Here is a 20,085-nt window from a genome sequence, read left to right on the forward strand (position 1 = left end):
CCGTCGCCGAAGATACGAGAGAGTTGGTCCCGTCGTGGTTCTCGGGTTCTCGATTGCCCTGATCATCTTCAGTCTGCTGATGATCCTGCTGGTGCTGCTGCACAAGGGGAAGGGCGGCGGCCTGTCGGACATGTTCGGTGGCGGCGCGATGTCCACCGGCGGCGGCTCGGCGGTGGCCGAGCGCAACCTGGACCGCATCACGATCGTGGTCGGTCTCGCCTGGTTCGCCTGCATCATCGTGCTGGGCCTGGTGCTGAAGTACAAGAGCTGACGTAACCCTGACGCCCCGTCGCCCGAGCGCCTATCCTGGGACGGTCGGGGGCGGAGGCGATGGCGGTGGACGCTTAACTCCTGCTTACACTAGGACGACTTTCGCCACCGACGCGCACCGCGGAGGGTCGGCGCACCAGCACGCAGGGAGTCAGACCGTGGCAAGTGGCAACGCCATCCGTGGCAGCAGGGTCGGAGCGGGCCCGATGGGCGAGGCGGAGCGCGGCGAGTCCGCCCCGCGCAACCGGATCACCTTCTGGTGTGCCAACAAGCACGAGACCCGGCCGAGCTTCGCCGCCGAGGCCGTCATCCCGGACACCTGGGACTGCCCGCGGTGCGGATTCCCGGCCGGTCAGGACGAGCACAACCCGCCCGCGCCCTCGCGCAACGAGCCGTACAAGACCCACCTCGCCTACGTCCGCGAGCGGCGCACCGACGCCGACGGCGAGGCGATCCTCGCCGAGGCGCTGGCCAAGCTGCGCGGCGAGATCTGACCCGGACGACAGACAGCGAAGGGCGCCACCGTCGAGGACGGTGGCGCCCTTGTGCGTTGCCGGGCCCGTTACGCCGAGGCCGGCGGGTACAGCTGGGGCGGGATCTGCTCCGCCGCGGCCCGGTCCAGCAGCCACAGGGTGCGGCTGCGGCCGTACGCGCCGGAGGCGGGCGCCTGGAGCTCGCCGGGGCCGGACAGGGCCATCGCGACCGCGTCCGCCTTGTCCGCGCCGGCCGCCAGCAGCCAGACCTCGCGGGCCGCCCGGATCGCCGGGAGGGTGAGCGAGACCCGGGTCGGCGGGGGCTTGGGGGCCCCGCGCACGCCGATCACGGTCAGCTCCGTCTCCCGCACGCCCGGGTGCTCGGGGAAGAGCGAGGCGACGTGGGTGTCCGGGCCGACGCCGAGCAGCAGCACGTCGAAGGCCGGGACGCCGAGCCGGTCGCCCGGGCCGGACGCCTTCACCAACTCCTCCGCGTAGCGGGCGGCGGCGGCCTCCACGTCGGAGCCGTCCGCACCGTCCGAGGCGGGCATCTCGTGCACCCGCGCCGGGTCGAGCGGGACGGAGTCCAGCAGCTCGGCGCGGGCCTGGACGGCGTTGCGGTCCGGGTCCCCGGCGGGGACGAAGCGCTCGTCGCCCCACCAGAGGTCCAGCCGCGCCCAGTCGACCGCGTCGCGCGCCGGGGAGGCGGCGATCGCGGCCAGCAGGGCGTTGCCGTTGCGCCCGCCGGTGAGCACCACCGAGGCGGTGCCGCGGGCGGCCTGGGCGTCCACGATCCGGGTGATCAGCCGGGCCGCGGCCGCCTGGGCCATCAGCTCCTTGTCCCGGTGGACGACCAGCTGCGGGGTCGCGTTGGTCATGCGCTCCCCTTGGCGGCGCGCTTGGCGGGCTTCTTGGCGGGAGCCTTCTCGGCGTCCTCGGGCACGTCCTCGGACGCGGCCTCGGACGCGACCTTGGCGGTCACCCGGGCGGGGTTGGCCACCGCGGCCTCGGCGACCGCCGCGCGGGCGACCCGCTCGGCCGCCGCCGTCTCGGCGGTGTCCGGCTCGCGCAGCCGGTCGACGGGCGTGCGCACGGCCGTCGCGTAGATGTCGTCCGGGTCGAGCCGGCGCAGCTCCTCGGCGATCAGCTCCGAGGTCTCGCGCCGCTTGAGCGCCACCTGGCGGTCCGGGGAGCCGGCCATGGAGAGCGTGCCCATCAGGCCGTCCGGGCGGTCCAGGGTGATGTCGCCGTCCTTGGTGCGCAGGTGCACCGCGGTGATGCCGGGGCCGCCGGTGACGACCCGCTCGACCGGCACGTGCAGCCGGTTGTGCAGCCAGAGGCCGAGCAGTTCGACGCTGGGGTTGTAGGACTCGCCCTCGACCACCGCGGAGGTGATCGTGACCGGCCGCTGGTCCAGCGCGGCGGCCAGCATCGAGCGCCAGCCGGTGATCCGGGTCCAGGCCAGGTCGGTGTCGCCCGGGGTGTAGCTCTGGGCCCGCTGGGCGAGCTGGCCGACCGGGGACTCGGCGGTGACGGCGTCGGTGATCCGGCGCTGGGCGAGCGCGCCCAGCGGGTCCTGCGCCGGGTGCAGCGGCGCGTTGTCGGGCCACCAGACGACGACCGGGGCGTCCGGGAGCAGCAGCGGCAGGACCACCGACTGGGCGTGCGCGGCGAGTTCGCCGTGCATGCGCAGGATGACCGTCTCTCCCGAGCCGGCATCGGTGCCGACCAGGATCTCGGCGTCCAGCCGGGTCTCGGCGCGGGCCCGGGGCGAGCGCCCGGCGCGCTTGATCACCGCGAGGGTGCGCGAGGGGTGCTCGCGGGAGGCGTCGTTGGCGGCCTTGAGGGCGTCGTACGCGCTGCCCTCGTCGGTCACGATCACCAGGGTGAGCACCATGCCGGCGGCGGTGGAGCCACTGGCCCGGCGCGCCTCCATCAGCGCGGCGTTGATCTTGCTGGACGTCGTGTTGGTGAGGTCGATCTTCATGGCCGGCGCCAGCTCCTGCCGTCTCGTGCGAGCATCTCGTCCGCCTCGGCCGGGCCCCAGGTCCCCGCGGAGTACTGGGCGGGCTTGCCGTGGGTGTCCCAGTACTTCTCGATCGGGTCGAGGATCTGCCAGGAGAGCTCGACCTCCTGGTGACGCGGGAACAGGTTGGCGTCGCCGAGCAGCACATCGAGGATGAGCCGCTCGTACGCCTCCGGGCTGGACTCGGTGAAGGACTCGCCGTAGGCGAAGTCCATCGTGACGTCCCGGACCTCGAAGGAGGTGCCCGGCACCTTGGAGCCGAACCGCACCGTCACGCCCTCGTCCGGCTGGACCCGGATGACCAGGGCGTTCTGCCCCAGCTCCTCGGTCGCGTAGGAGTCGAACGGCAGGTACGGGGCGCGCTGGAAGACCACCGCGATCTCGGTGACCCGGCGGCCCAGCCGCTTGCCGGTGCGCAGGTAGAACGGGACGCCCGCCCAGCGGCGGTTGTTGATCTCCAGCTTGATCGCCGCGTAGGTGTCGGTCTTGGAGTCCGGGTCGATGCCGTCCTCGTCCAGGTAGCCGACCACCTCCTCGCCGCCCTGCCAGCCGGCCGCGTACTGGCCGCGCACGGTGTGCCGGCCGAGGTCGGCCGGGAGCTTGACGGCGCTGAGCACCTTGAGCTTCTCGGCGACCAGCGCCTTCGGGTGGAAGGACGCCGGCTCCTCGATGGCGGTGAGCGCCATCAGCTGGAGCAGGTGGTTCTGGATGACGTCGCGGGCGGAGCCGATGCCGTCGTAGTAGCCGGCCCGGCCGCCGATGCCGATGTCCTCGGCCATGGTGATCTGCACGTGGTCGACGTACGACCGGTTCCAGATCGGCTCGAACATCTGGTTGGCGAAGCGCAGCGCCAGGATGTTCTGGACCGTCTCCTTGCCCAGGTAGTGGTCGATCCGGAAGACCTCGTCCCGGGGGAAGACCTCGTGGACGATCCGGTTCAGCTCCTGGGCGCTCTCCAGGTCGTGGCCGAAGGGCTTCTCGATGACCGCGCGGCGCCACGAGCCCTGCGGGGGGTCGGCCAGGCCGTGCTTCTTGAGCTGCTGGACGACGGTCGGGAAGAACTTCGGCGGGACGGACAGGTAGAAGGCGAAGTTGCCGCCGGTGCCCTGCGCCTTGTCCAGCTCGATGATGGTCTCGCGGAGCTTGTCGAAGGCGTCGTCGTCGTCGAAGGTGCCGTGGACGAAGCGCATGCCCTTGGCGAGCTGCTGCCAGACCTCCTCCCGGAACGGGGTGCGGGCGTGCTCCTTGACCGCGTCGTGGACCTCCTTGGCGAAGTCCTCGTCGTCCCACTCGCGCCGGGCGAAGCCGACGAGAGAGAAGCCCGGCGGCAGCAGACCGCGGTTGGCCAGGTCGTAGATGGCCGGCATGAGCTTCTTGCGGGACAGGTCGCCGGTGACTCCGAAGATGACCAGACCGGACGGCCCCGCGATGCGCGGGAGCCGTCGGTCGGCCGGGTCACGAAGCGGGTTGACGGGGGCCGGCGGGAGATCGTCCGCGTCCGACTCCGAGGTCAACTCGGGGAAATCAGTGCTCACTTGTTGGGCTCCGCTTTCGTGCGCTGGCTGTGTGAGCGAACGGTCACTTCTCGCCGGCGAAGGAGGCGAGCGAGGCGGTGACGGTGTCGAGCAGCTCGTTCCAGGACTGCTCGAACTTCTCCACGCCCTCGTCCTCCAGCACCTGGACCACGTCGTCGTAGTCCACGCCGGCGGCGGCGATGGCGTCCATCACGGCCTTGGCGTCGGCGTAGTTGGGGACGATGGTGCCGCCGGTGACCACACCGTGGTCGGCGGTGGCCTCCAGGGTGGCCTCGGGCATGGTGTTGACCGTGCCGGGGGCGACCAGCTCGGTGACGTACAGGGTGTCCGGCAGGGCCGGGTCCTTGACACCGGTGGAGGCCCACAGCGGGCGCTGCGGCTTGGCGCCGGCGGCCTCCAGCGAACGCCAGCGGGCGCTGCCGGCGGACTTGCCGTCGACCGAGCCGAAGACCTCCTCGTACGCCTGGTAGGCGAGGCGGGCGTTGGCCAGGGCGGCCTTGGAGCGCAGGTCCCGGGCGTCGCCGCCGATCTTCTCCAGGCGCTTGTCGATCTCGGTGTCCACGCGGGAGACGAAGAAGGAGGCGACCGACTCGATCTGGGAGAGGTCCAGGCCCTTGGCCTTGGCGGCCTCCAGGCCGGTCAGGTAGGCGTCGATGACGGCCTTGTAGCGCTCCAGCGAGAAGATCAGCGTGACGTTGACGCTGATGCCCCGGCCGATCACCTCGGCGATCGCGGGCAGGCCGGCCTTGGTGGCGGGGATCTTGATGAAGACGTTCGGGCGGTCGACCAGCCACCACAGCTGCTTGGCCTCGGCCACGGTGGCCGCGGTCTCGTGCGCCAGGCGCGGGTCGACCTCGATGGACACCCGGCCGTCGCGGCCGTTGGAGGCGTCGTAGACCGGGCGCAGCACGTCGGCCGCGTCACGCACGTCCGAGGTGGTGATCATGCGGACGGCCTCGTCGGTGGTGACCTTGCGGACGGCGAGGTCGCGCAGCTGGCCGTCGTAGGAGTCGTCGCCGCCGCCGATGGCCTTCTGGAAGATGGTCGGGTTGGTGGTCACACCCACCACGTGCTTGTTCTGCACCAGCTCGGCGAGGTTGCCGGTGTTCAGCCGCTTGCGGCTGAGGTCGTCCAGCCAGATCGCCACGCCTTCGTCGCTGAGGCGCTTCAGTGCGTCAGTCATGGTGCTTCAGTCCTTTTTTCTTCTGCTTCGTGGGGTAGTCAGAGGGGGCCGTGCGCCCGCGTGCGGGCGGGCGCACGGCCCAAGGGGGCGTCAGCGGTTGACGGCCTCAAGGGAACGGAGGGCGTTGTGGGCCTCGGCCACCACGCGCTCGGCGGTCAGGCCGAACTCCTCGAAGAGCACCTTGTAGTCGGCGGAGGCGCCGAAGTGCTCCAGCGAGACGATCCGGCCGTGGTCGCCGACCAGCTCGCGCCAGCCCTGGCCGATGCCGGCCTCGACCGACACCCGGGCCTTGACCGACGGCGGCAGCACACTGTCACGGTAGGCCTGGTCCTGCTCCTGGAACCACTCGAAGGACGGCACCGAGACCACCCGGGTGGCGATGCCCTCGGCCTCCAGCACCTCGCGGGCCTTGACGGCCAGCTGGACCTCGGAGCCGGTGCCCAGCAGGATCACCTGCGGGTCGCCGCTGGAGGCCTCGGCCAGGATGTAGCCGCCCTTCGCGGTGCCCTCGGCGGAGCCGAAGACCTCGCGGTCGAAGGTCGGGACGTTCTGGCGGGTGAGCGCCAGGCCGACCGGGCCCGGGTGGGTGGTCTGGCGCTCGATCACGGTGCGCCAGGCGACGGCCGTCTCGTTGGCGTCGGCCGGGCGGACCATGGACAGGCCCGGGATGGCGCGCAGCGAGGCCATGTGCTCGACCGGCTGGTGGGTCGGGCCGTCCTCGCCGAGGCCGATCGAGTCGTGCGTCCAGACGTAGGTGACCGGCAGCTTCATCAGCGCGGCCAGGCGCACGGCCGGGCGCATGTAGTCGGCGAAGACCAGGAAGGTGCCGCCGTACACGCGGGTCTTGCCGTGCAGCGCGATGCCGTTCATGGTCGAGCCCATGGCGTGCTCGCGGATGCCGAAGTGGATCGTCCGGCCGTACGGGCTGGCGCTCTTCAGCGGGTTGCCCTCGGGGAGGAACGAGCTGTCCTCGTCGATCGTGGTGAGGTTGGACTCGGCGAGGTCGGCCGAGCCGCCCCACAGCTCCGGGATGACCGCGCCGAGCGCCTTGAGGGTCTCGCCGGAGGCCTTGCGGGTGGCGACGTCCTTGCCGGCCGGGAAGACCGGGACGGTCTTCTTCCAGCCCTCGGGCAGCTCGCCGGCCTGGATGCGGTCGAACTCGGCGGCGCGCTGCGGGTCGGCGGCGCGCCAGGCCTCCAGGGACTGCTCCCACTCGGCGTGGGCGGCCTTGCCGCGCTTGATGACCTCGCGGGCGTGCTCGATCACCTTGTCGGAGACCTCGAAGGTCTTCTCCGGGTCGAAGCCCAGGACCTTCTTGGTGGCGGCGATCTCGGCGGCGCCGAGCGCGGAGCCGTGCGCCTTGGCGGTGTTCTGGGCGTCCGGGGCCGGCCAGGCGATGATCGTGCGCATCGCGATGATCGACGGACGGGTGGTCTCGGCCTTGGCCGCGGCCAGCGCGTCGGCCAGGACGGCCACGTCGATGTCGCCGTTGGCCTTCGGGGCGACCCGCTGGACGTGCCAGCCGTACGCCTCGTAGCGCTTGAGGACGTCCTCGGAGAAGGCGGTCTCGGTGTCGCCCTCGATCGAGATGTGGTTGTCGTCGTACAGGGCGACCAGGTTGCCCAGCTTCTGGTGGCCGGCCAGCGAGGAGGCCTCGGCGGAGATGCCCTCCTCCAGGTCGCCGTCCGAGACGATGGCCCAGATGGTGTGGTCGAAGGGGGACTCGCCGGCGGCGGCGTCCGGGTCGAACAGGCCGCGCTCGTAGCGGGCGGCCATCGCCATGCCCACCGCGTTGGCGATGCCCTGGCCGAGCGGGCCGGTGGTGGTCTCCACGCCCGCGGTGTGGCCGTGCTCCGGGTGGCCCGGGGTGCGGCTGCCCGCGACGCGGAAGGCCTTGAGGTCGTCCAGCTCCAGGCCGTAGCCCGACAGGTACAGCTGGGTGTAGAGGGTCAGGCTCGTGTGCCCGGGGGACAGCACGAACCGGTCGCGGCCGACCCACGAGGGGTCGGTCGGGTCGTGGCGCAGGAAACGCTGGAAGATCAGGTACGCCGCGGGGGCCAGCGACATGGCCGTCCCGGGGTGTCCGTTGCCGACCTTCTGGACGGCGTCCATGGCCAGGACCCGCGCTGTGTCAACCGTGCGCTCATCCAGTTCGGACCACTCGAATGCGTTCGTCGGCGTCGTGCTCACCCTGTCTCAGGGCTCCTTCCGTTGTGAAGAGTGACCCCGTGAAAGGGGACCGGGTCGGCCACGGCGCTGTGGTCTCGACGCTGGGTGGTGCCGGTCACGGAGGGTAGATCCCGCTTCTGCGTGCGAGCCTACCGTCCGGCCCGGGGCTCACCCTCCGTGCTGGGACAACCAGGAAATCCGTATGGTGATTCCCACCAGGGCGGCCTGCCTGATTTTGTCCCAGACTCTCCTGTTTTACGGCACCCTGCCGCCCCGGTGGTCAGGACGGGTTGCGGCGGCGCGCCGGAACGGCTTCGTGGCTTCACCCAGTCGGTTCACCCGGGGGTGTGCCATCGGCCTCGCCGGGGGACCCCGGAGCCGGATGGGATATATGGAGCGTCTAAGGTGGCGTGGTACGCGCAGAGCGGACGATTTGGGACCCTTCGTTCCTGTGGACGCCTGCGAGGATTCATCTTCAGTTGGGGTGTTAGTGACCGCCGTCGAAACCCGTCCCGCCGGGGTCACCGGGGCGACTCCTGCGCACCGGCCCATCGGGGCCCGTGTCGGCGCCTTCGTCGCACTGACCAAGCCACGGATCATCGAACTGCTGCTGATGAGCACGGTGCCGGTGATGTTCCTCGCCCAACAGGGCGTCCCGAACATGCTGCTGGTGCTGAAGGTCGTGGTCGGCGGCTACCTCTCGGCGGGCGGCGCCAACGCCCTCAACATGTACATCGACCGCGACATCGACGCGGTGATGACCCGCACCGAGCGCCGGCCGATCGTCACCGGGATGGTGTCGCCGCGCGAGGCGCTGGTGTTCGGCATCGTCCTCGCGATCGTCTCGACCCTGCTGCTGGGCTTCGGCGTCAACTGGCTCTCCTCCGGACTGGCGCTCGGCGCGCTGCTGTTCTACGTGTTCGTCTACACGCTGGGGCTCAAGCGGCGCACCTCGCAGAACATCGTCTGGGGCGGCATCGCCGGCTGCATGCCGGTGCTGATCGGCTGGTCCTCCGTCACCAACTCGCTGTCCTGGGCGGCGGTCGCGCTGTTCCTGGTGGTGTTCTTCTGGACGCCGCCGCACACCTGGGTGCTCTCGATGAAGGTGCGCGAGGACTACGAGCGGGCCGGCGTGCCGATGCTGCCGGTGGTCAAGGGCAACGTCGCCGTCGGCAAGCAGGTCGTCGCCTACTCCTGGGTGATGGTGGCGACCTCGCTGGCAGTGTGGCCGCTGGGGCACATGAGCTGGCTGTACCCCGTCACCGCGGTGCTGCTCGGCGGGTTCTGGCTACGCGAGGCGCACGCGCTGTACGGCCGGGCCAAGGCCGGGGTGGTGGGCGCGAAGCTGAAGGAGATGCGGCTGTTCCACTGGTCGATCACCTACCTGTCGCTGCTGTTCGTGGTGTGCGCGATCGACCCGTTCGTGAAGTAAGGCCTGTCCGACGTCGAAGAGCCCCGGTCCGGTGGACCGGGGCTCTTCGCGTTCTCACCGCGCCGGCAGCTCGGACGGGCCGACGTAGTCGTCCAGCCAGTCCCGGAGCGGCTGGGAGGCGCGCAGGAAGGCGGTGATCCGGGTGTGGGCGCCGCGGGTGCCGAGCCACTTCTCGGGCGCCCACTCCTGCCAGGCGACCAGGCCCTTGTGGCGCAGCAGCTCGATCCTCGGGTGGTCCTTGGGGAAGCCGCGCGGAGCGGTCTTGAGGGAGTCCCGGCCGTGCACCCGGGGGCCGTCCTGCTCCACCGCGGCAATCACCCGCTCCAGCTCGGCGCCGCTGACGTCCTCGGCGACGGCGGCGCGGTAGCGGTCCAACTGGTCGGGGGCGAGCTGGTACATCCCGTTGCCGCAGGCCAGGCCGTCGGCGGAGAGCTGGACGTAGCCGCCGGTCTCCAGGTGGGCGCCGATGTGTGTCTTGTACGGAGACTTGTCGGCGCTGAACCGGACGTCGCGGTTGGGACGGAAGATCTTCCCGGGCCCGAACTCCGGCTCCAGCTCGGCGAGCAGCAGCTCCATCGGGGTCCGCACGTCGTCGTCGTACTGCTCCTTGTGGGCCTGCCAGAAGGTCTTGGAATTGTCGGCTTCGAGGTGCTCGTAGAAGTCGAGCGCCTCGGCCGGCCAGCCGGAGAAGGTCACGCCTCCAGTATGTGGCCCGGTGCACAGGGCGCTCCCGTCGCCAGCACGACTACCGGTGGGTAGCATGCGGGCATGAGCAGCGCAGAGACCGCCACCGCCGCCGCGCCGGACGCCCGTACCGAGCGCCGCGCCAAGCGCATCGCCAAGCACCTCAGCAGCTTCGCCCGCCAACACGGGGGCGGCGCCGACGCGGTCGTCGAGTACGTCGGCGCCGTGGCCACCCGGATCGTGGTGGTCGGCGCGGACGGCGCCTGGGGCGACCAGGTGGCCCCGAGCTACGCCGTCGGCCGCCGCGCCGCCGAACTGGCCGGGCTGACCCTGCACGACGACTTCGAGGGCGAGCTGGCCCTCAAAGTGAAGACCGGCCCGTACGAGTGGAAGCGGATGGCCGGCATCCAGCTCGGCGGCTGATCACTTCGGCGCCCACGGCAACGGCCCGGTTCCCCTAGGCGGGGGAGCCGGGCCGTTGCCGTGGGCTCACCGGGGCAGCTCCTCGCGGTCGAGCACCCGGACGGGTTGGGCGGGTCGGTCCAGCCAGGCCCACTGCCTCTCCTCGGTGACGGTGAGCCCGAAGCGCTGGGGTGTCGGGCGGTCATGCTCCTCCCACCAGCGGTGGGCGGCTTCGATTTCGTCCCAGAGCCGACGAGGGCCGTGCTGCCAGACGGTGAAGCGTTCGCCCTGTTCGCCGTCGTGATCGACGGCGGCCCAGGAACGGGCATCGGTGGTGGCGACCCAGAGCCGGGCGGCGACGCCGTCGACGCCCGGCTCGTCCTCCCAGGCGGTCCACACGTCGCCCAGCCGCAGGCCGAGGGCGAACCGGGCCTCCCAGTGGTCGCCCGTGATGTTCCACGGTGGCAGCGTGGTTTCGGATTCCTTCGGTACGTGGTCGTCGCGGACGACATCGCGGAAGATCCGCAGGTCCTGCCGCTGGTTGCGCATCAGCATGAACGCGGAGTGAGGGCTGAAGCGTCCCTGAGCCAGGTCGCGTTCGACGGTGAGCTTGAGCAGCCCCCAGCAGAGCAGGGGGGTGTCCCAGGGGGTGAGGACGATGCCTCCGGGCCGGGTCTGCTCGATCCAGGCCCAGAGCACGCGGCGGACCGAACAGGTGGAGACGATCCGGTCGTACGGCTGACGTCGGGGCCGGCCCAGGGAGCCGTCTCCGCAGATCAGGTCCACGTCCAGGCCCGCCGCGTTCAGGGACGCCCACGCCTGCTCGGAGACCTCGGAGTCGATCTCGATCGAGGTGACGTGTCCGGAGCCGAGGCGGTGAGCGAGCAGGGCCGCGTTCCAACCGGTGCCGGTGCCGATCTCCAGGACGTTCATTCCGGGCTGGACGTCGAGGTCGCGGAGCATGCGGACGACGATCGAGGGGGCGGAGGCGGAGGAGGAGGGCCAAACGTCGGCCGGGTCGGGCGGATCGGCCGATGCCTGGCCGTCGTTGACCTGGGTGACGACGGGGGCGTCGGCGTAGGCCGCCTCGAACCAGCGCTGGTGGTCGGTCGAGAGGTTGCAGGGCTCGTAGCCGCCCCGGTCGTCCTCCAGCCAGATCCGCTCGGGGAGGAAGTGATGGCGCGGGACCGCCTTGATCGCCTCTTGCCACTCGCGGGGGACCGGGCCGCCGAGCGCTTCGCCGACGGTCCGGAGCAGGCCGCGCACGGCGGCCTGCTCCGGTCGATGCACAAGGTCCGTCACTTGTCGCCCTCGTCCTTCTTGTGCTTCGGGTCGGGCGCCGGGTTCTGTCCGTCGGGGGACGGCTTGCTCGTGCCGGGGTCCTTCTTTCCGCCGTGCTTGCCGCCGCTGGGCTTGTCGGTTCCCCAACCCATGCTTCCTCCTTGAGCGTCGATGAGCGTTGGTGATCCCGTCCGCGACGCCGGGCCGGCGCCGCGGACGGGAGTTCAGTGGGAGTGGTTGATCAGCACCAGGGCTGCGGCGATGACGTGCAGTCCGGCAGCGGCGGACACCCCGTAGGCGGCCCAGACCCGCGTGAGGTCGGGGACGGAGAGTGGAATCGGCGTTTCGTCGGAGGCGCAACTCTCCTCCGGCGGTCGCGGGTTCACCGGGGGATCGGCGCGGGCGCCACAAGGTCGGCGTGGACGACCTTCCCGAACGGGAGGAGCGTGACGCCCCAGCGGCCGCGAGTGAGCCGGTGGACCATCGCCAGGCCCCGGCCGGACGTGGCGTCCGGCCCGGCCTGGACCATCACGGGCATCGAGCGGGAACCGTCACCGACGAGGATGCGGACGATCCGGTCGGTCGGACGGCGAACGCCGACGAGAATGCGGGTCTGGCAGCAGGTCTTGAAGGAGTTGGTGACCAACTCGCTGACGATCATGGCGGCGTCGTCCACCAGGTCGCCCAGGCCCCATTCCCGCAGCGTCGCCGCGACGAACCGGCGGGCAGCTCCCACCGACTCCGGCAGGTAGGGCAGCAACAGCTCCGCTGCCGTCGACACCGACATTGAGTTGGTGTCGGGAGTCGCGCGACTCTCCGTCGAAGCGTGCTGCATGGGAACTTCCAGGACGTCGGCTTCGAACACGACCATCTCCTCTAAATGAGGTGTTTCCATGCACTCATGTACATGAGTGACGAGTAGAAGAGTGCCCGGCTCCTGTGCATGAGTCAACCCGTCGCGGGAGGAATCTCGCGACGGGTTGAGGGAGTTGATCGTTAGTCAGTCATGCGCGGGAAAGCGATAGTCGAGAACGAACTGGTCGGCCGCCATGACGGTGTCGCACACCTCCACCACGCGGCCATCCGCAGTGATGGCATCGCGAACGAGATGGATCACCGGCGCACCGGGGCTCAGGGTGAGCGCTTTGGTCTCCGGCTTGGTCGCGAGTCTGGCCCGTACGGACTCGGTGAACTCGACGAGGGAGTGGCCGTGTTCTTCGAGGCGGGCGTAGATGCCGCCGCCACCGGGGTTCTCGGCGAAAACCTCAGGGATGTCCTTGACCACGTCCCACGGCAGGTATGACGTGGCCTCCTCGGTGGGCACCCCATCTCGGAAGTACCGGCGTTTGCGGGCCAGTACCTGGGTGCCGGCGGGAAGTCCCAAGCGATCGGCGATCTCGGGAGGTGCTGCTGTGGGGCCCACGAACAGCACGGTCACGGACGGGATGCCGCCGGAGGTCTCTGTCTCTGCGAGGTATGCGGCCTTGCCGGCGTTGCGATGGGCGCGGCGGAATCGGTCCGCAGACTTGCGCTGAACCGGCGGGCGGGAGCGGACGAACGAGCCTCGGCCATGGTGCGTCTCGATGAGCTGAGTCGTTCGGAGTTCGGCGATGGCCTTGCGAACTGTCCCGGATGCGACTCCGTACCGCTGCATGAGCTCGGCCTCGCTGGGCACGGTCGCACCGGGAGCGAGAACGCCCGACTTGATCTGCGCGGCAAGATCAGCCGCGATCTGCAGCTACTTCGTCGTGGCCGACGAGGCCACCTCACTACTCGCCATAGTCCTTCAGGGCTCCTATCCTCCTGCACATGAGTAACAGCGCCGGGAAGTTCCAGTCAACGCCGCTCCACTCGGTGTCCGTCGCGGGGGTGGTGGTGCGGGAGGACGGCCGGGTGCTGGCGATTTGCCGGGCTGACAACGGGGCTTGGGAACCTCCGGGTGGCGTGCTGGAACTGGGCGAGGCCATCGAGGACGGCGTGCGACGCGAGGTCTACGAGGAGACCGGGGTCAAGGTCACCGTCGAGCGGCTGACCGGCGTGTACAAGAACGTAAGCCGAGGGATCGTCGCCTTCGTCTTCCGCTGTCGAACGGAGAGCGGTGCCGGGCGGCCCTCGGACGAGTCGGTCGAGGTCGACTGGCTCACCCCGGCCGAGGTCTCCGACCGCATGGCCGAGGTCTATGCCGTACGCGTCCTGGATGCGCTTCGGGACGACACAGCGCCGAGTATCCGAACCCACGACGGCCGACACGTGCTGTGACAGTAAGACGAAGGCCCCCATCCGAGGATGGGGGCCTTTGACGACGTTCAGACCTTGGAGGTCTCGGGGGTCCGGGGGGCAGGGGTTGCAGTCGGGACCTCTTCGACCTCGTGTACGCGCAGGGCGAAGGGAATGACCTCGGCCAGGTTGGCGGACCGGTTGCGTTCGGTGGTGTCGTTGGCGGCCCGGGTTGATACGGCGATGGCGCGAGACTGCGTTGAGGAACTTCGATCGCTCGGGGTTTCGGCCCGGAAACAGAGGACGGTGTGACGGTGGCGGTTCGGCTGTTGGACGGCGAGCAGACGGTCGAGCTGGAGGGCCAGTTGAAGGAGGTGTTCTCGGAGGCGTTCGCGGAAGCCCCCTACGGCGAGGGGCCGACCGATGTGGGGCGGGCGTTTCGCCGGTTCCGCTCGCAGGCGCGTCGGCGGGGGTTCCGGGCGGCCATCGCCTTCGACGGCGACACCGTTGTCGGGATGGCGTACGGCTACCCGCTGTCGGCGAACACCGGATGGTGGGACACCCTGATCGATCCCGTGCCCGAGGACCTCAGGCATGAGGACGGGCAGCGCACGTTCGGTCTCTTCGAGCTGGCGGTTCGGCCCCGGTGGCGCCGCCAGGGCGTCGCCGCCCGCATGCATCGCGCCCTCATCGAGGGCATCGACAGCGCCCGGGTGATGCTGAACACCCGGCCGGAGGCGACTGCCGCCCAGGCGTCCTACCGAGCGTGGGGCTACAGGCGCGTCGGTTCGGCGATCCCGTGGGACGGCGCGGCTCGGCACGACGTGATGGTCCTCGACCTGATCCACCCGGTGGTGCGAGCGTGACGCCACTCCACTCGGTGTCCGTCGCGGGGGGGGGGGGCACGTCGCCGAGTGTCCGGAGCCACGACGGGCGGCGGTTGTTGTGACACGTCGAAGGCCCCCATCCGAGGATGGGGGCCTTCGACGATGCTCAGACGGTGGCAGCCTGTGGGGTCTGGGTGGGGAGCTGGTCGGCGATGTCCTGGGCCTCGCGGGTGCGCAGGGCGAGGGGGATGCGGAGGGCGGCGATCCAGGTGAGGGTGGCGCCGAGCATGTGGAGGCCGACCATCAGCTCGGGGGCGTCGGTGAAGTACTGGATGAAGCCGAGGACGCCCTGGAGGAGCAGGACCGCCAGCAGTTCCTTGGTGCGGGCCTTCGCCGCCGGCGGGGCCTTGATGGCGGCGAAGACGAAGATCATCGCGATGGTCAGGCCGACCGAGACGAACGCGAGGTCGGCGTGGAACTGGGCCAGCCTGTCGTAGTCGATCGGGATCCGGGGGACGATCTTGTTGTCCTTCGGCGTGCCCGGGTGGTGGCCGGCGCCGGTGACCAGGGTGCCGGCTGCGACCAGCAGGCCGACGACCAGGACCAGCACGTAGGAGAGCTGGTGGATGGGGCGGGCCACGCTGAGCTTCGGGGCTCCGTCGCCCTCCTTGGAGCGCTCCCACATCAGCAGGGCAACCCAGACCAGCGCCATCGCGGCGATCATGTGCAGCGCGACGGTGTAGGGGTTCAGGCCGGTCAGCACGGTGATGCCGCCGAGCACGGCGTTGCTCATCACCAGCCAGAACTGCGCCCAGCCGAGCTTGGTCATGCTGTGCCGCCAGGGGCGGTGGCAGCGGGCGGCCAGGATGGCCCAGCCGACGGCGGCGCTCAGTACGTAGGTGAGCATCCGGTTGGTGAACTCGACGACGCCGTGGAAGCCCATCTCGGCGGTCGGGGTCAGGCTGTCGGCGGTGCAGCGGGGCCACGTCGTACAGCCGAGGCCGGAGGCGGTGAGGCGGACGGCGCCGCCGGTGACGACGATCACCACGCTCATCACCAGCGCGGCGAACGCAGCGCGCCGGACCATCACGGCGGACGGCTGCCAGCGGTCGGCGAGCAGGGAGAAGGGATTAGGCACGGGGCCAATCGTAGGCGGCCTTACAGGGGATCTTGGGGCGGGGCGCGAGCGTGACCCGGGCGCGGGGGTTACCCGGGGTCGGGTGGGTGCAAAACGGACTCTTCGGTCAAGGCGGTCATTGGTCTTGACCAATCACCTGTGAGGCCGAAAGAGTGCGGATTGGTCCATACCTTTTTTCGGACCTCTCCCACTCCTCCCGCACAAGCGGAGACCTGCACATGCGCATACCCACGTCCGCCGCCGCGCTCGCAGTCGGCGGCTCGCTCGCACTGGCCGGCCTGATCGCCCCCGCCGCCGCCCACGCCGCCGACCCCGGCCAGGAGTGCCGCAGCCTCGGGGTCGCCAACCTCTACGGCGAGTTCATCGAGGGCGACGACACCCACACCCCCGACGCCGAGGGCGCCGTCGCGGTGGGCGGCAACGCCGACTTCACCGGCGGCTTCTCGGTCGGCCAGGAGCTGACCCCCGCCGAGGTCGACGCCCTGCCCGGCAAGAACGCGCTGGTGGTCGCCGGCCGCATCACCGGCCACAACACCCAGGTGATGAAGGGCAACGGCGTCTACGGCTCCAAGGCCGACGGCGCCGTCGTCCAGGCCCACCAGGGCGCCATCGCCCAGGGCGCCTCCCCGATCGACTTCAAGGCCGAGTTCGCCAAGCTGCGCGCCGCCTCCACCGCGCTGGCCGCCGCGCCGCAGGCCGCCGGCGCCACCGTCCAGGCCGACGGCGCCAAGCTCACGTTCACCGGCGGCGACGCGAAGTACAACAGCTTCACCGTCGACGCCGCGAAGCTCCAGGGCGCCAAGGACGTCTTCCTCAAGGTGCCGGCCGGCTCCGTCACCGTGGTCACCGTGACCGGCGGCTCGTACGACATGGCGGCCGCCGGGACCACCGGCTTCCACCTGTGGGACGAGGCCAAGGCGTCCTTCGTCCTGGACGACAAGCTGCAGAGCGCGGCCGGCGGGGCGATCCGCGCCAAGCTGCTGTGGAACTTCCCCACCGCGACCAAGGTGGTCAAGAGCAGCAAGGCCGCCTGGGCCGGCACCGTGCTGGCGCCCAGCGCCGCCTTCGACCTCGGCAGCGGCGGCCCGGTCAACGGTTCGGTCATCGCGGCCTCGCTGACCGGCAAGGGCGGCGCGGAGACGCACCACTACCCGTTCGCCGGCTGCCTGCCCGGTGTCGTCGTCCCGACGCCGTCCACCACGCCCACCGCGCCCACCGTGCCGCCGGTGGTGCCGAGCGGGACGCCGTCGGCCTCCACCACGCCCGGGACGCCCGGCACCTCGGCCACCCCCGGGACCTCGGCGAGCCCCTCGGCCACGCCCTCCGCCCCGGTGAGCGGCAAGCCGAGCGCGGGTGCCTCGGCCAGCCCGTCGGCCACCGCCTCGGCGGGTGTGCCGGCCGCCTCGGCCTCGGCCTCGGCGAGCCCGTCCGCCCAGGCGAACGCGGGCGGCAACCTCGCGCACACCGGCTCCGGGCCCGTCGTGCCGCTGGCGATCGCCGGCGCGGTGGTGCTCGCGGCCGGTGGCGCGATCGTGGTCGTCACCCGGCGTCGGGCGGCCAAGAAGGCCTGATGGTTTCGCCGGTCGACCGGTGCTGCGCCCTCGGTGATTGAACCTGATCACCGGGGGCGCACGTATTTCAGTCAGGTGACGAAGTTCATTCAAGTTTGCCGAATCCGCGTTCCGCGAGGTGGCAGCTGTGATGGGCTGGTCATACACATCAGACGACGGACCAACAGACGAAATTCGGTCGTACGGCGGGGTGTGGAGAGGTGCGGGAGTGCCGGTAGAGTCCCCCGGACAGTCGTAGCGGGCCACCGCGAAACCTTCAACACGCCTGCTGCGCAAGACCGTTCTGAGGGGAACAGCGTAAATGGCGCGACAGCAGCGGCACATGCGGATCGGCGCGGCGGCACTCGCCGGGACGGCGGCGGCCGGAATTCTCCTGCCTCTGGCGCTGGCAACCAACGCCTCGGCGCACGTGCCGAGTTGGTCGGTGACCTGCGACAAGATCGTGATCGATCTGATCAACTACAGCCCCAAGCCCGACGTGAAGAACACCGTCAGCCTCACCATCGACGGCGAGAAGGTCCTGGATGCCAAGGCCTTCCCCGCGGAGTTCCACGGCACCTTCCCGGTGAAGGACCACACAGCCCCCGTCAAGGCGAACCTCGTGGTGAACACGACGGAGACCCCCAACGAAAAGGGCTGGAACATCAACGAGACCAAGACGATCGAGCCGTGCCACACGCCGACTCCGACGCCGACTCCCACCCCCACGCCCACCAAGACCCCGACCCCGACCCCGACACCCACCCCGACGCCGTCGCAGACCACGACTCCGACGCCGACTCCCACGCCGACGCCCACCAAGACCCCGGCCCCGTCGGCCTCGCCCACCGCGAGCAAGACCGCGACCCCGACCCCGACTGTGACCCCGGTCCCGACGCCCACCACCAGTGGCCCGGCGCTCGCCCAGACCGGTAGCAACGACGCCACCCCGATGATCGCGGCGGCCGGCGGCGGCGTGCTGCTGGTCGGTGGCGCGCTCGTCCTGCTGGCCCGCAAGCGTCGCGGCAGCCAGAGCTGACGTTCCGTCGGTGACGTGAGACCGCCCCCCGGCCGAAGCGGCCGGGGGGCGGTTCCCGTGTGGGGCGGCCTCACATGCGGTGCGGCCTCATGCACGGAGCGGTTCACGTGCGGGGCCGGGGGCTACTCCCAGCGGAAGAAGCGGGCCGCGGCGGCCAGCCCGAGGACGGCCCAGCCGGCCAGGATGCCGAGGTCGGACCAGGGCACCCCGGCGCCGTGCTGGAGGACCGACCGCAGGCCGTCCGAGAGCGCCGAGATCGGCAGCAGCTCCAGCACCGACTGCACGGCCGAGGGGAACTTGCTCAGCGGCACGATCACCCCGCCGGCCAGCAGCAGCAGGATGAACACCAGGTTGGCGGCGGCCAGTGTGGCCTCCGCCTTGAGCGTGCCGGCCATCAGCAGGCCGAGGCCGGAGAAGGCCGCGGTGCCGAGCACCAGCAGCGCGACGACCGTCAGCGGGTTGCCCTGCGGGGACCAGCCGAGCGCCAGTGCGATCACCGACAGCAGCGCGACCTGCAGCGCCTCGGTGACCAGCACGCAGCCGGTCTTGGCGGTCAGCAGTGCCCAGCGCGGGAGCGGGCTGGCGCCGAGCCGCTTCAGCACGCCGTAGCGGCGCTCGAAGCCGGTGGCGATGGCCTGCCCGGTGAAGGCGGTGGACATCACGGCCAGCGCGAGCAGGCCGGGGGCCAGGAAGTCGACCCGCTTGCCGGGGCCGTCCACCGCGACGATGTCCACGGCCGAGAACAGCACCAGCAGCACGGTCGGGATGACCACGGTGAGCAGCAGCTGCTCGCCGTTGCGCAGCAGCATCCTGGTCTCGAAGGCGGTCTGGGCGAGCAGCATCCGGCCGACCGGGGCCGCGCCGGGCTTGGGGGAGTAGTCGGTGGTGGTACTCACGAGCGCAGGTCCCGTCCGGTCAGGTCGAGGAAGACGTCTTCGAGGCTGCGGCGCTGGACGGACAGCCGTTCGGGCAGGACTCCGGAGGCCGCGCACCAGCCGGTGACGGTGGCCACCAGCTGCGGGTCGACGGGCGCCTCGACGCGGTAGCTGCCGGGGGTGGTCTCGGTGGCGGCGGCGCCCTCGGGCAGTTCCTTCAGCAGCGGGCCGAGGTCGAGCCCGGGCGGGCCGTCGAAGCGCAGGGCGTTCTCGGCGCCGCCGCGGCACAGCTCCTCGGGGCTTCCGGTGGCGATCACCCGGCCGCGGTCGATGACGGCGACCTGGTCGGCGAGCTGTTCGGCCTCGTCCATGTGGTGGGTGGTGACGACCACGGTGACGCCGTCCCGGCGCAGGTCGCGGACCAGCTCCCAGGTGGCGCGCCGGGCCTGCGGGTCGAGGCCGGCGGTGGGCTCGTCCAGGAAGACCAGCTCGGGGCGGCCGACCACGGCCATGGCCAGGGCGAGCCGCTGCTGCTGGCCGCCGGACAGGCGCCGGTAGGCGGTGCGGCCGCAGGAGCCGAGGCCGAGCCGCTCGACCAGCGCGTCGACGTCCAGCGGGTGGGCGTGCAGCGCGGCGGTGTGGCGCAGCATCTCGACGGCGCGCGCGCCCGCGTACACGCCGCCCGATTGGAGCATGACGCCGATCCGGGGGCGCAGCGCGGCGTTCTGGGCGACCGGGTCGAGGCCGAGGACGCGGACGGTGCCGGCGTCGGGGCGGCGGTAGCCCTCGCAGGTCTCGATGGTGGTGGTCTTGCCGGCGCCGTTGGGGCCGAGGACGGCGGTGATCGCGCCGCGTGCGATGGTGAGGTCGAGGCCGTCCACCGCGGGCTTGTCGCCGTAGTGCTTGACCAGCCCGGCGATCTTCACCGCGGGTTCGGAGTGCATACCGGCGAGTGTAAGAGGCCCCGACGCCGGGCCCGGACGG

At 71.0% G+C, this 20,085-nt stretch carries 22 protein-coding genes; 8 read left to right on the forward strand and 14 right to left on the reverse strand.

Annotated features, from left to right (window positions below; translation table 11 throughout):
* Nucleotides 1-34: 34 nt before the first annotated feature.
* Nucleotides 35-271 carry a preprotein translocase subunit SecG gene (gene secG, locus A6F73_RS22935; protein ID WP_063349509.1) on the forward strand — a complete coding sequence of 79 codons (237 nt, stop codon included), beginning with the start codon at nt 35-37 and terminating at the stop codon, nt 269-271.
* 157 nt (nt 272-428) lie between these two features.
* The gene (locus A6F73_RS22940) at nt 429-764 is read left to right on the forward strand and encodes an RNA polymerase-binding protein RbpA (RefSeq protein ID WP_079135914.1); all 336 of its coding nucleotides are present in this window, start codon (nt 429-431) and stop codon (nt 762-764) included.
* A 68-nt stretch (nt 765-832) separates the two neighbouring features.
* On the opposite strand, the gene pgl is transcribed toward A6F73_RS22940, so the two are convergent.
* From pgl to tkt, 5 genes are all read right to left on the reverse strand, one after another.
* Entirely contained in the window at nt 833-1,621 is a 789-nt protein-coding gene (gene pgl / locus A6F73_RS22945) for a 6-phosphogluconolactonase (RefSeq protein ID WP_063349511.1), read from the reverse strand.
* Nucleotides 1,618-2,730: a glucose-6-phosphate dehydrogenase assembly protein OpcA gene (gene opcA / locus A6F73_RS22950; RefSeq protein ID WP_063349512.1), complete on the reverse strand. Its 1,113-nt coding sequence runs from the start codon at nt 2,728-2,730 to the stop codon at nt 1,618-1,620. The genes pgl and opcA overlap by 4 nt, the downstream gene beginning before the upstream one ends.
* Complete coding sequence (gene zwf / locus A6F73_RS22955) at nt 2,727-4,283, reverse strand: glucose-6-phosphate dehydrogenase (RefSeq protein WP_063349513.1); 1,557 nt, start codon at nt 4,281-4,283, stop codon at nt 2,727-2,729. The genes opcA and zwf overlap by 4 nt, the downstream gene beginning before the upstream one ends.
* A 64-nt stretch (nt 4,284-4,347) precedes the next feature.
* The gene (gene tal, locus A6F73_RS22960) at nt 4,348-5,487 is read right to left on the reverse strand and encodes a transaldolase (protein ID WP_063349514.1); all 1,140 of its coding nucleotides are present in this window, start codon (nt 5,485-5,487) and stop codon (nt 4,348-4,350) included.
* A 90-nt stretch (nt 5,488-5,577) separates the two neighbouring features.
* Nucleotides 5,578-7,677 carry a transketolase gene (tkt, locus tag A6F73_RS22965; RefSeq protein ID WP_063349515.1) on the reverse strand — a complete coding sequence of 700 codons (2,100 nt, stop codon included), beginning with the start codon at nt 7,675-7,677 and terminating at the stop codon, nt 5,578-5,580.
* Nucleotides 7,678-8,140: 463 nt separating this feature from the next.
* Between tkt and A6F73_RS22970 the strand changes: the two genes are divergently transcribed.
* Nucleotides 8,141-9,088 carry a heme o synthase gene (locus tag A6F73_RS22970; protein ID WP_063349516.1) on the forward strand — a complete coding sequence of 316 codons (948 nt, stop codon included), beginning with the start codon at nt 8,141-8,143 and terminating at the stop codon, nt 9,086-9,088.
* A 54-nt stretch (nt 9,089-9,142) separates the two neighbouring features.
* Here A6F73_RS22970 and A6F73_RS22975 read toward each other — a convergent pair whose 3' ends face one another.
* The gene (locus A6F73_RS22975) at nt 9,143-9,784 is read right to left on the reverse strand and encodes a DUF2461 domain-containing protein (protein WP_063349517.1); all 642 of its coding nucleotides are present in this window, start codon (nt 9,782-9,784) and stop codon (nt 9,143-9,145) included.
* A 72-nt stretch (nt 9,785-9,856) separates the two neighbouring features.
* On the opposite strand from A6F73_RS22975, the gene A6F73_RS22980 reads away from it, so the two are divergent.
* Complete coding sequence (locus tag A6F73_RS22980) at nt 9,857-10,195, forward strand: hypothetical protein (RefSeq protein ID WP_063349518.1); 339 nt, start codon at nt 9,857-9,859, stop codon at nt 10,193-10,195.
* Nucleotides 10,196-10,261: 66 nt separating this feature from the next.
* Here A6F73_RS22980 and A6F73_RS22985 read toward each other — a convergent pair whose 3' ends face one another.
* The 5 genes from A6F73_RS22985 to A6F73_RS22995 all read right to left on the reverse strand — a co-directional run bounded on the left by A6F73_RS22985 (nt 10,262) and on the right by A6F73_RS22995 (nt 13,193).
* Complete coding sequence (locus A6F73_RS22985; RefSeq protein WP_079135916.1) at nt 10,262-11,476, reverse strand: methyltransferase domain-containing protein; 1,215 nt, start codon at nt 11,474-11,476, stop codon at nt 10,262-10,264.
* Entirely contained in the window at nt 11,473-11,607 is a 135-nt protein-coding gene (locus A6F73_RS44100; RefSeq protein WP_279634937.1) for a hypothetical protein, read from the reverse strand. The genes A6F73_RS22985 and A6F73_RS44100 overlap by 4 nt, the downstream gene beginning before the upstream one ends.
* Nucleotides 11,608-11,679: 72 nt before the next feature.
* Entirely contained in the window at nt 11,680-11,841 is a 162-nt protein-coding gene (locus tag A6F73_RS41605) for a hypothetical protein (RefSeq protein ID WP_159398519.1), read from the reverse strand.
* The gene (locus A6F73_RS22990) at nt 11,838-12,236 is read right to left on the reverse strand and encodes an ATP-binding protein (protein ID WP_159398520.1); all 399 of its coding nucleotides are present in this window, start codon (nt 12,234-12,236) and stop codon (nt 11,838-11,840) included. The genes A6F73_RS41605 and A6F73_RS22990 overlap by 4 nt, the downstream gene beginning before the upstream one ends.
* A 219-nt stretch (nt 12,237-12,455) precedes the next feature.
* Nucleotides 12,456-13,193 (reverse strand): GntR family transcriptional regulator, encoded by a 738-nt coding sequence (locus tag A6F73_RS22995; RefSeq protein ID WP_079135918.1) that lies wholly within the window; start codon nt 13,191-13,193, stop codon nt 12,456-12,458.
* Nucleotides 13,194-13,252: 59 nt separating this feature from the next.
* Here A6F73_RS22995 and A6F73_RS23000 point away from each other — a divergent pair, with 59 nt between their 5' ends.
* Both A6F73_RS23000 and A6F73_RS23010 read left to right on the forward strand, forming a co-directional pair.
* The gene (locus A6F73_RS23000) at nt 13,253-13,714 is read left to right on the forward strand and encodes an NUDIX domain-containing protein (protein WP_079135919.1); all 462 of its coding nucleotides are present in this window, start codon (nt 13,253-13,255) and stop codon (nt 13,712-13,714) included.
* Nucleotides 13,715-13,986: 272 nt separating this feature from the next.
* Complete coding sequence (locus tag A6F73_RS23010) at nt 13,987-14,538, forward strand: GNAT family N-acetyltransferase (RefSeq protein WP_244293474.1); 552 nt, start codon at nt 13,987-13,989, stop codon at nt 14,536-14,538.
* Nucleotides 14,539-14,665: 127 nt separating this feature from the next.
* On the opposite strand, the gene A6F73_RS23015 is transcribed toward A6F73_RS23010, so the two are convergent.
* Complete coding sequence (locus A6F73_RS23015; RefSeq protein ID WP_079136332.1) at nt 14,666-15,586, reverse strand: COX15/CtaA family protein; 921 nt, start codon at nt 15,584-15,586, stop codon at nt 14,666-14,668.
* A 269-nt stretch (nt 15,587-15,855) separates the two neighbouring features.
* Between A6F73_RS23015 and A6F73_RS23020 the strand changes: the two genes are divergently transcribed.
* Both A6F73_RS23020 and A6F73_RS23025 read left to right on the forward strand, forming a co-directional pair.
* Entirely contained in the window at nt 15,856-17,208 is a 1,353-nt protein-coding gene (locus A6F73_RS23020; protein ID WP_063349522.1) for a choice-of-anchor A family protein, read from the forward strand.
* A gap of 301 nt (nt 17,209-17,509) precedes the next feature.
* Nucleotides 17,510-18,226 (forward strand): LAETG motif-containing sortase-dependent surface protein, encoded by a 717-nt coding sequence (locus tag A6F73_RS23025; RefSeq protein WP_079135920.1) that lies wholly within the window; start codon nt 17,510-17,512, stop codon nt 18,224-18,226.
* A 122-nt stretch (nt 18,227-18,348) separates the two neighbouring features.
* Here A6F73_RS23025 and A6F73_RS23030 read toward each other — a convergent pair whose 3' ends face one another.
* On the reverse strand, nt 18,349-19,068 hold the full coding sequence (locus tag A6F73_RS23030; RefSeq protein ID WP_063351445.1) for an ABC transporter permease: 720 nt from the start codon (nt 19,066-19,068) through the stop codon (nt 18,349-18,351).
* Between the two features lie 50 nt (nt 19,069-19,118).
* The gene (locus A6F73_RS23035; protein ID WP_063349523.1) at nt 19,119-20,045 is read right to left on the reverse strand and encodes an ABC transporter ATP-binding protein; all 927 of its coding nucleotides are present in this window, start codon (nt 20,043-20,045) and stop codon (nt 19,119-19,121) included.
* Nucleotides 20,046-20,085: the final 40 nt, after the last annotated feature.

The organism is Streptomyces sp. MJM8645 (genome assembly GCF_001625365.1).
Taxonomy (GTDB): Bacteria; Actinomycetota; Actinomycetes; order Streptomycetales; family Streptomycetaceae; genus Kitasatospora.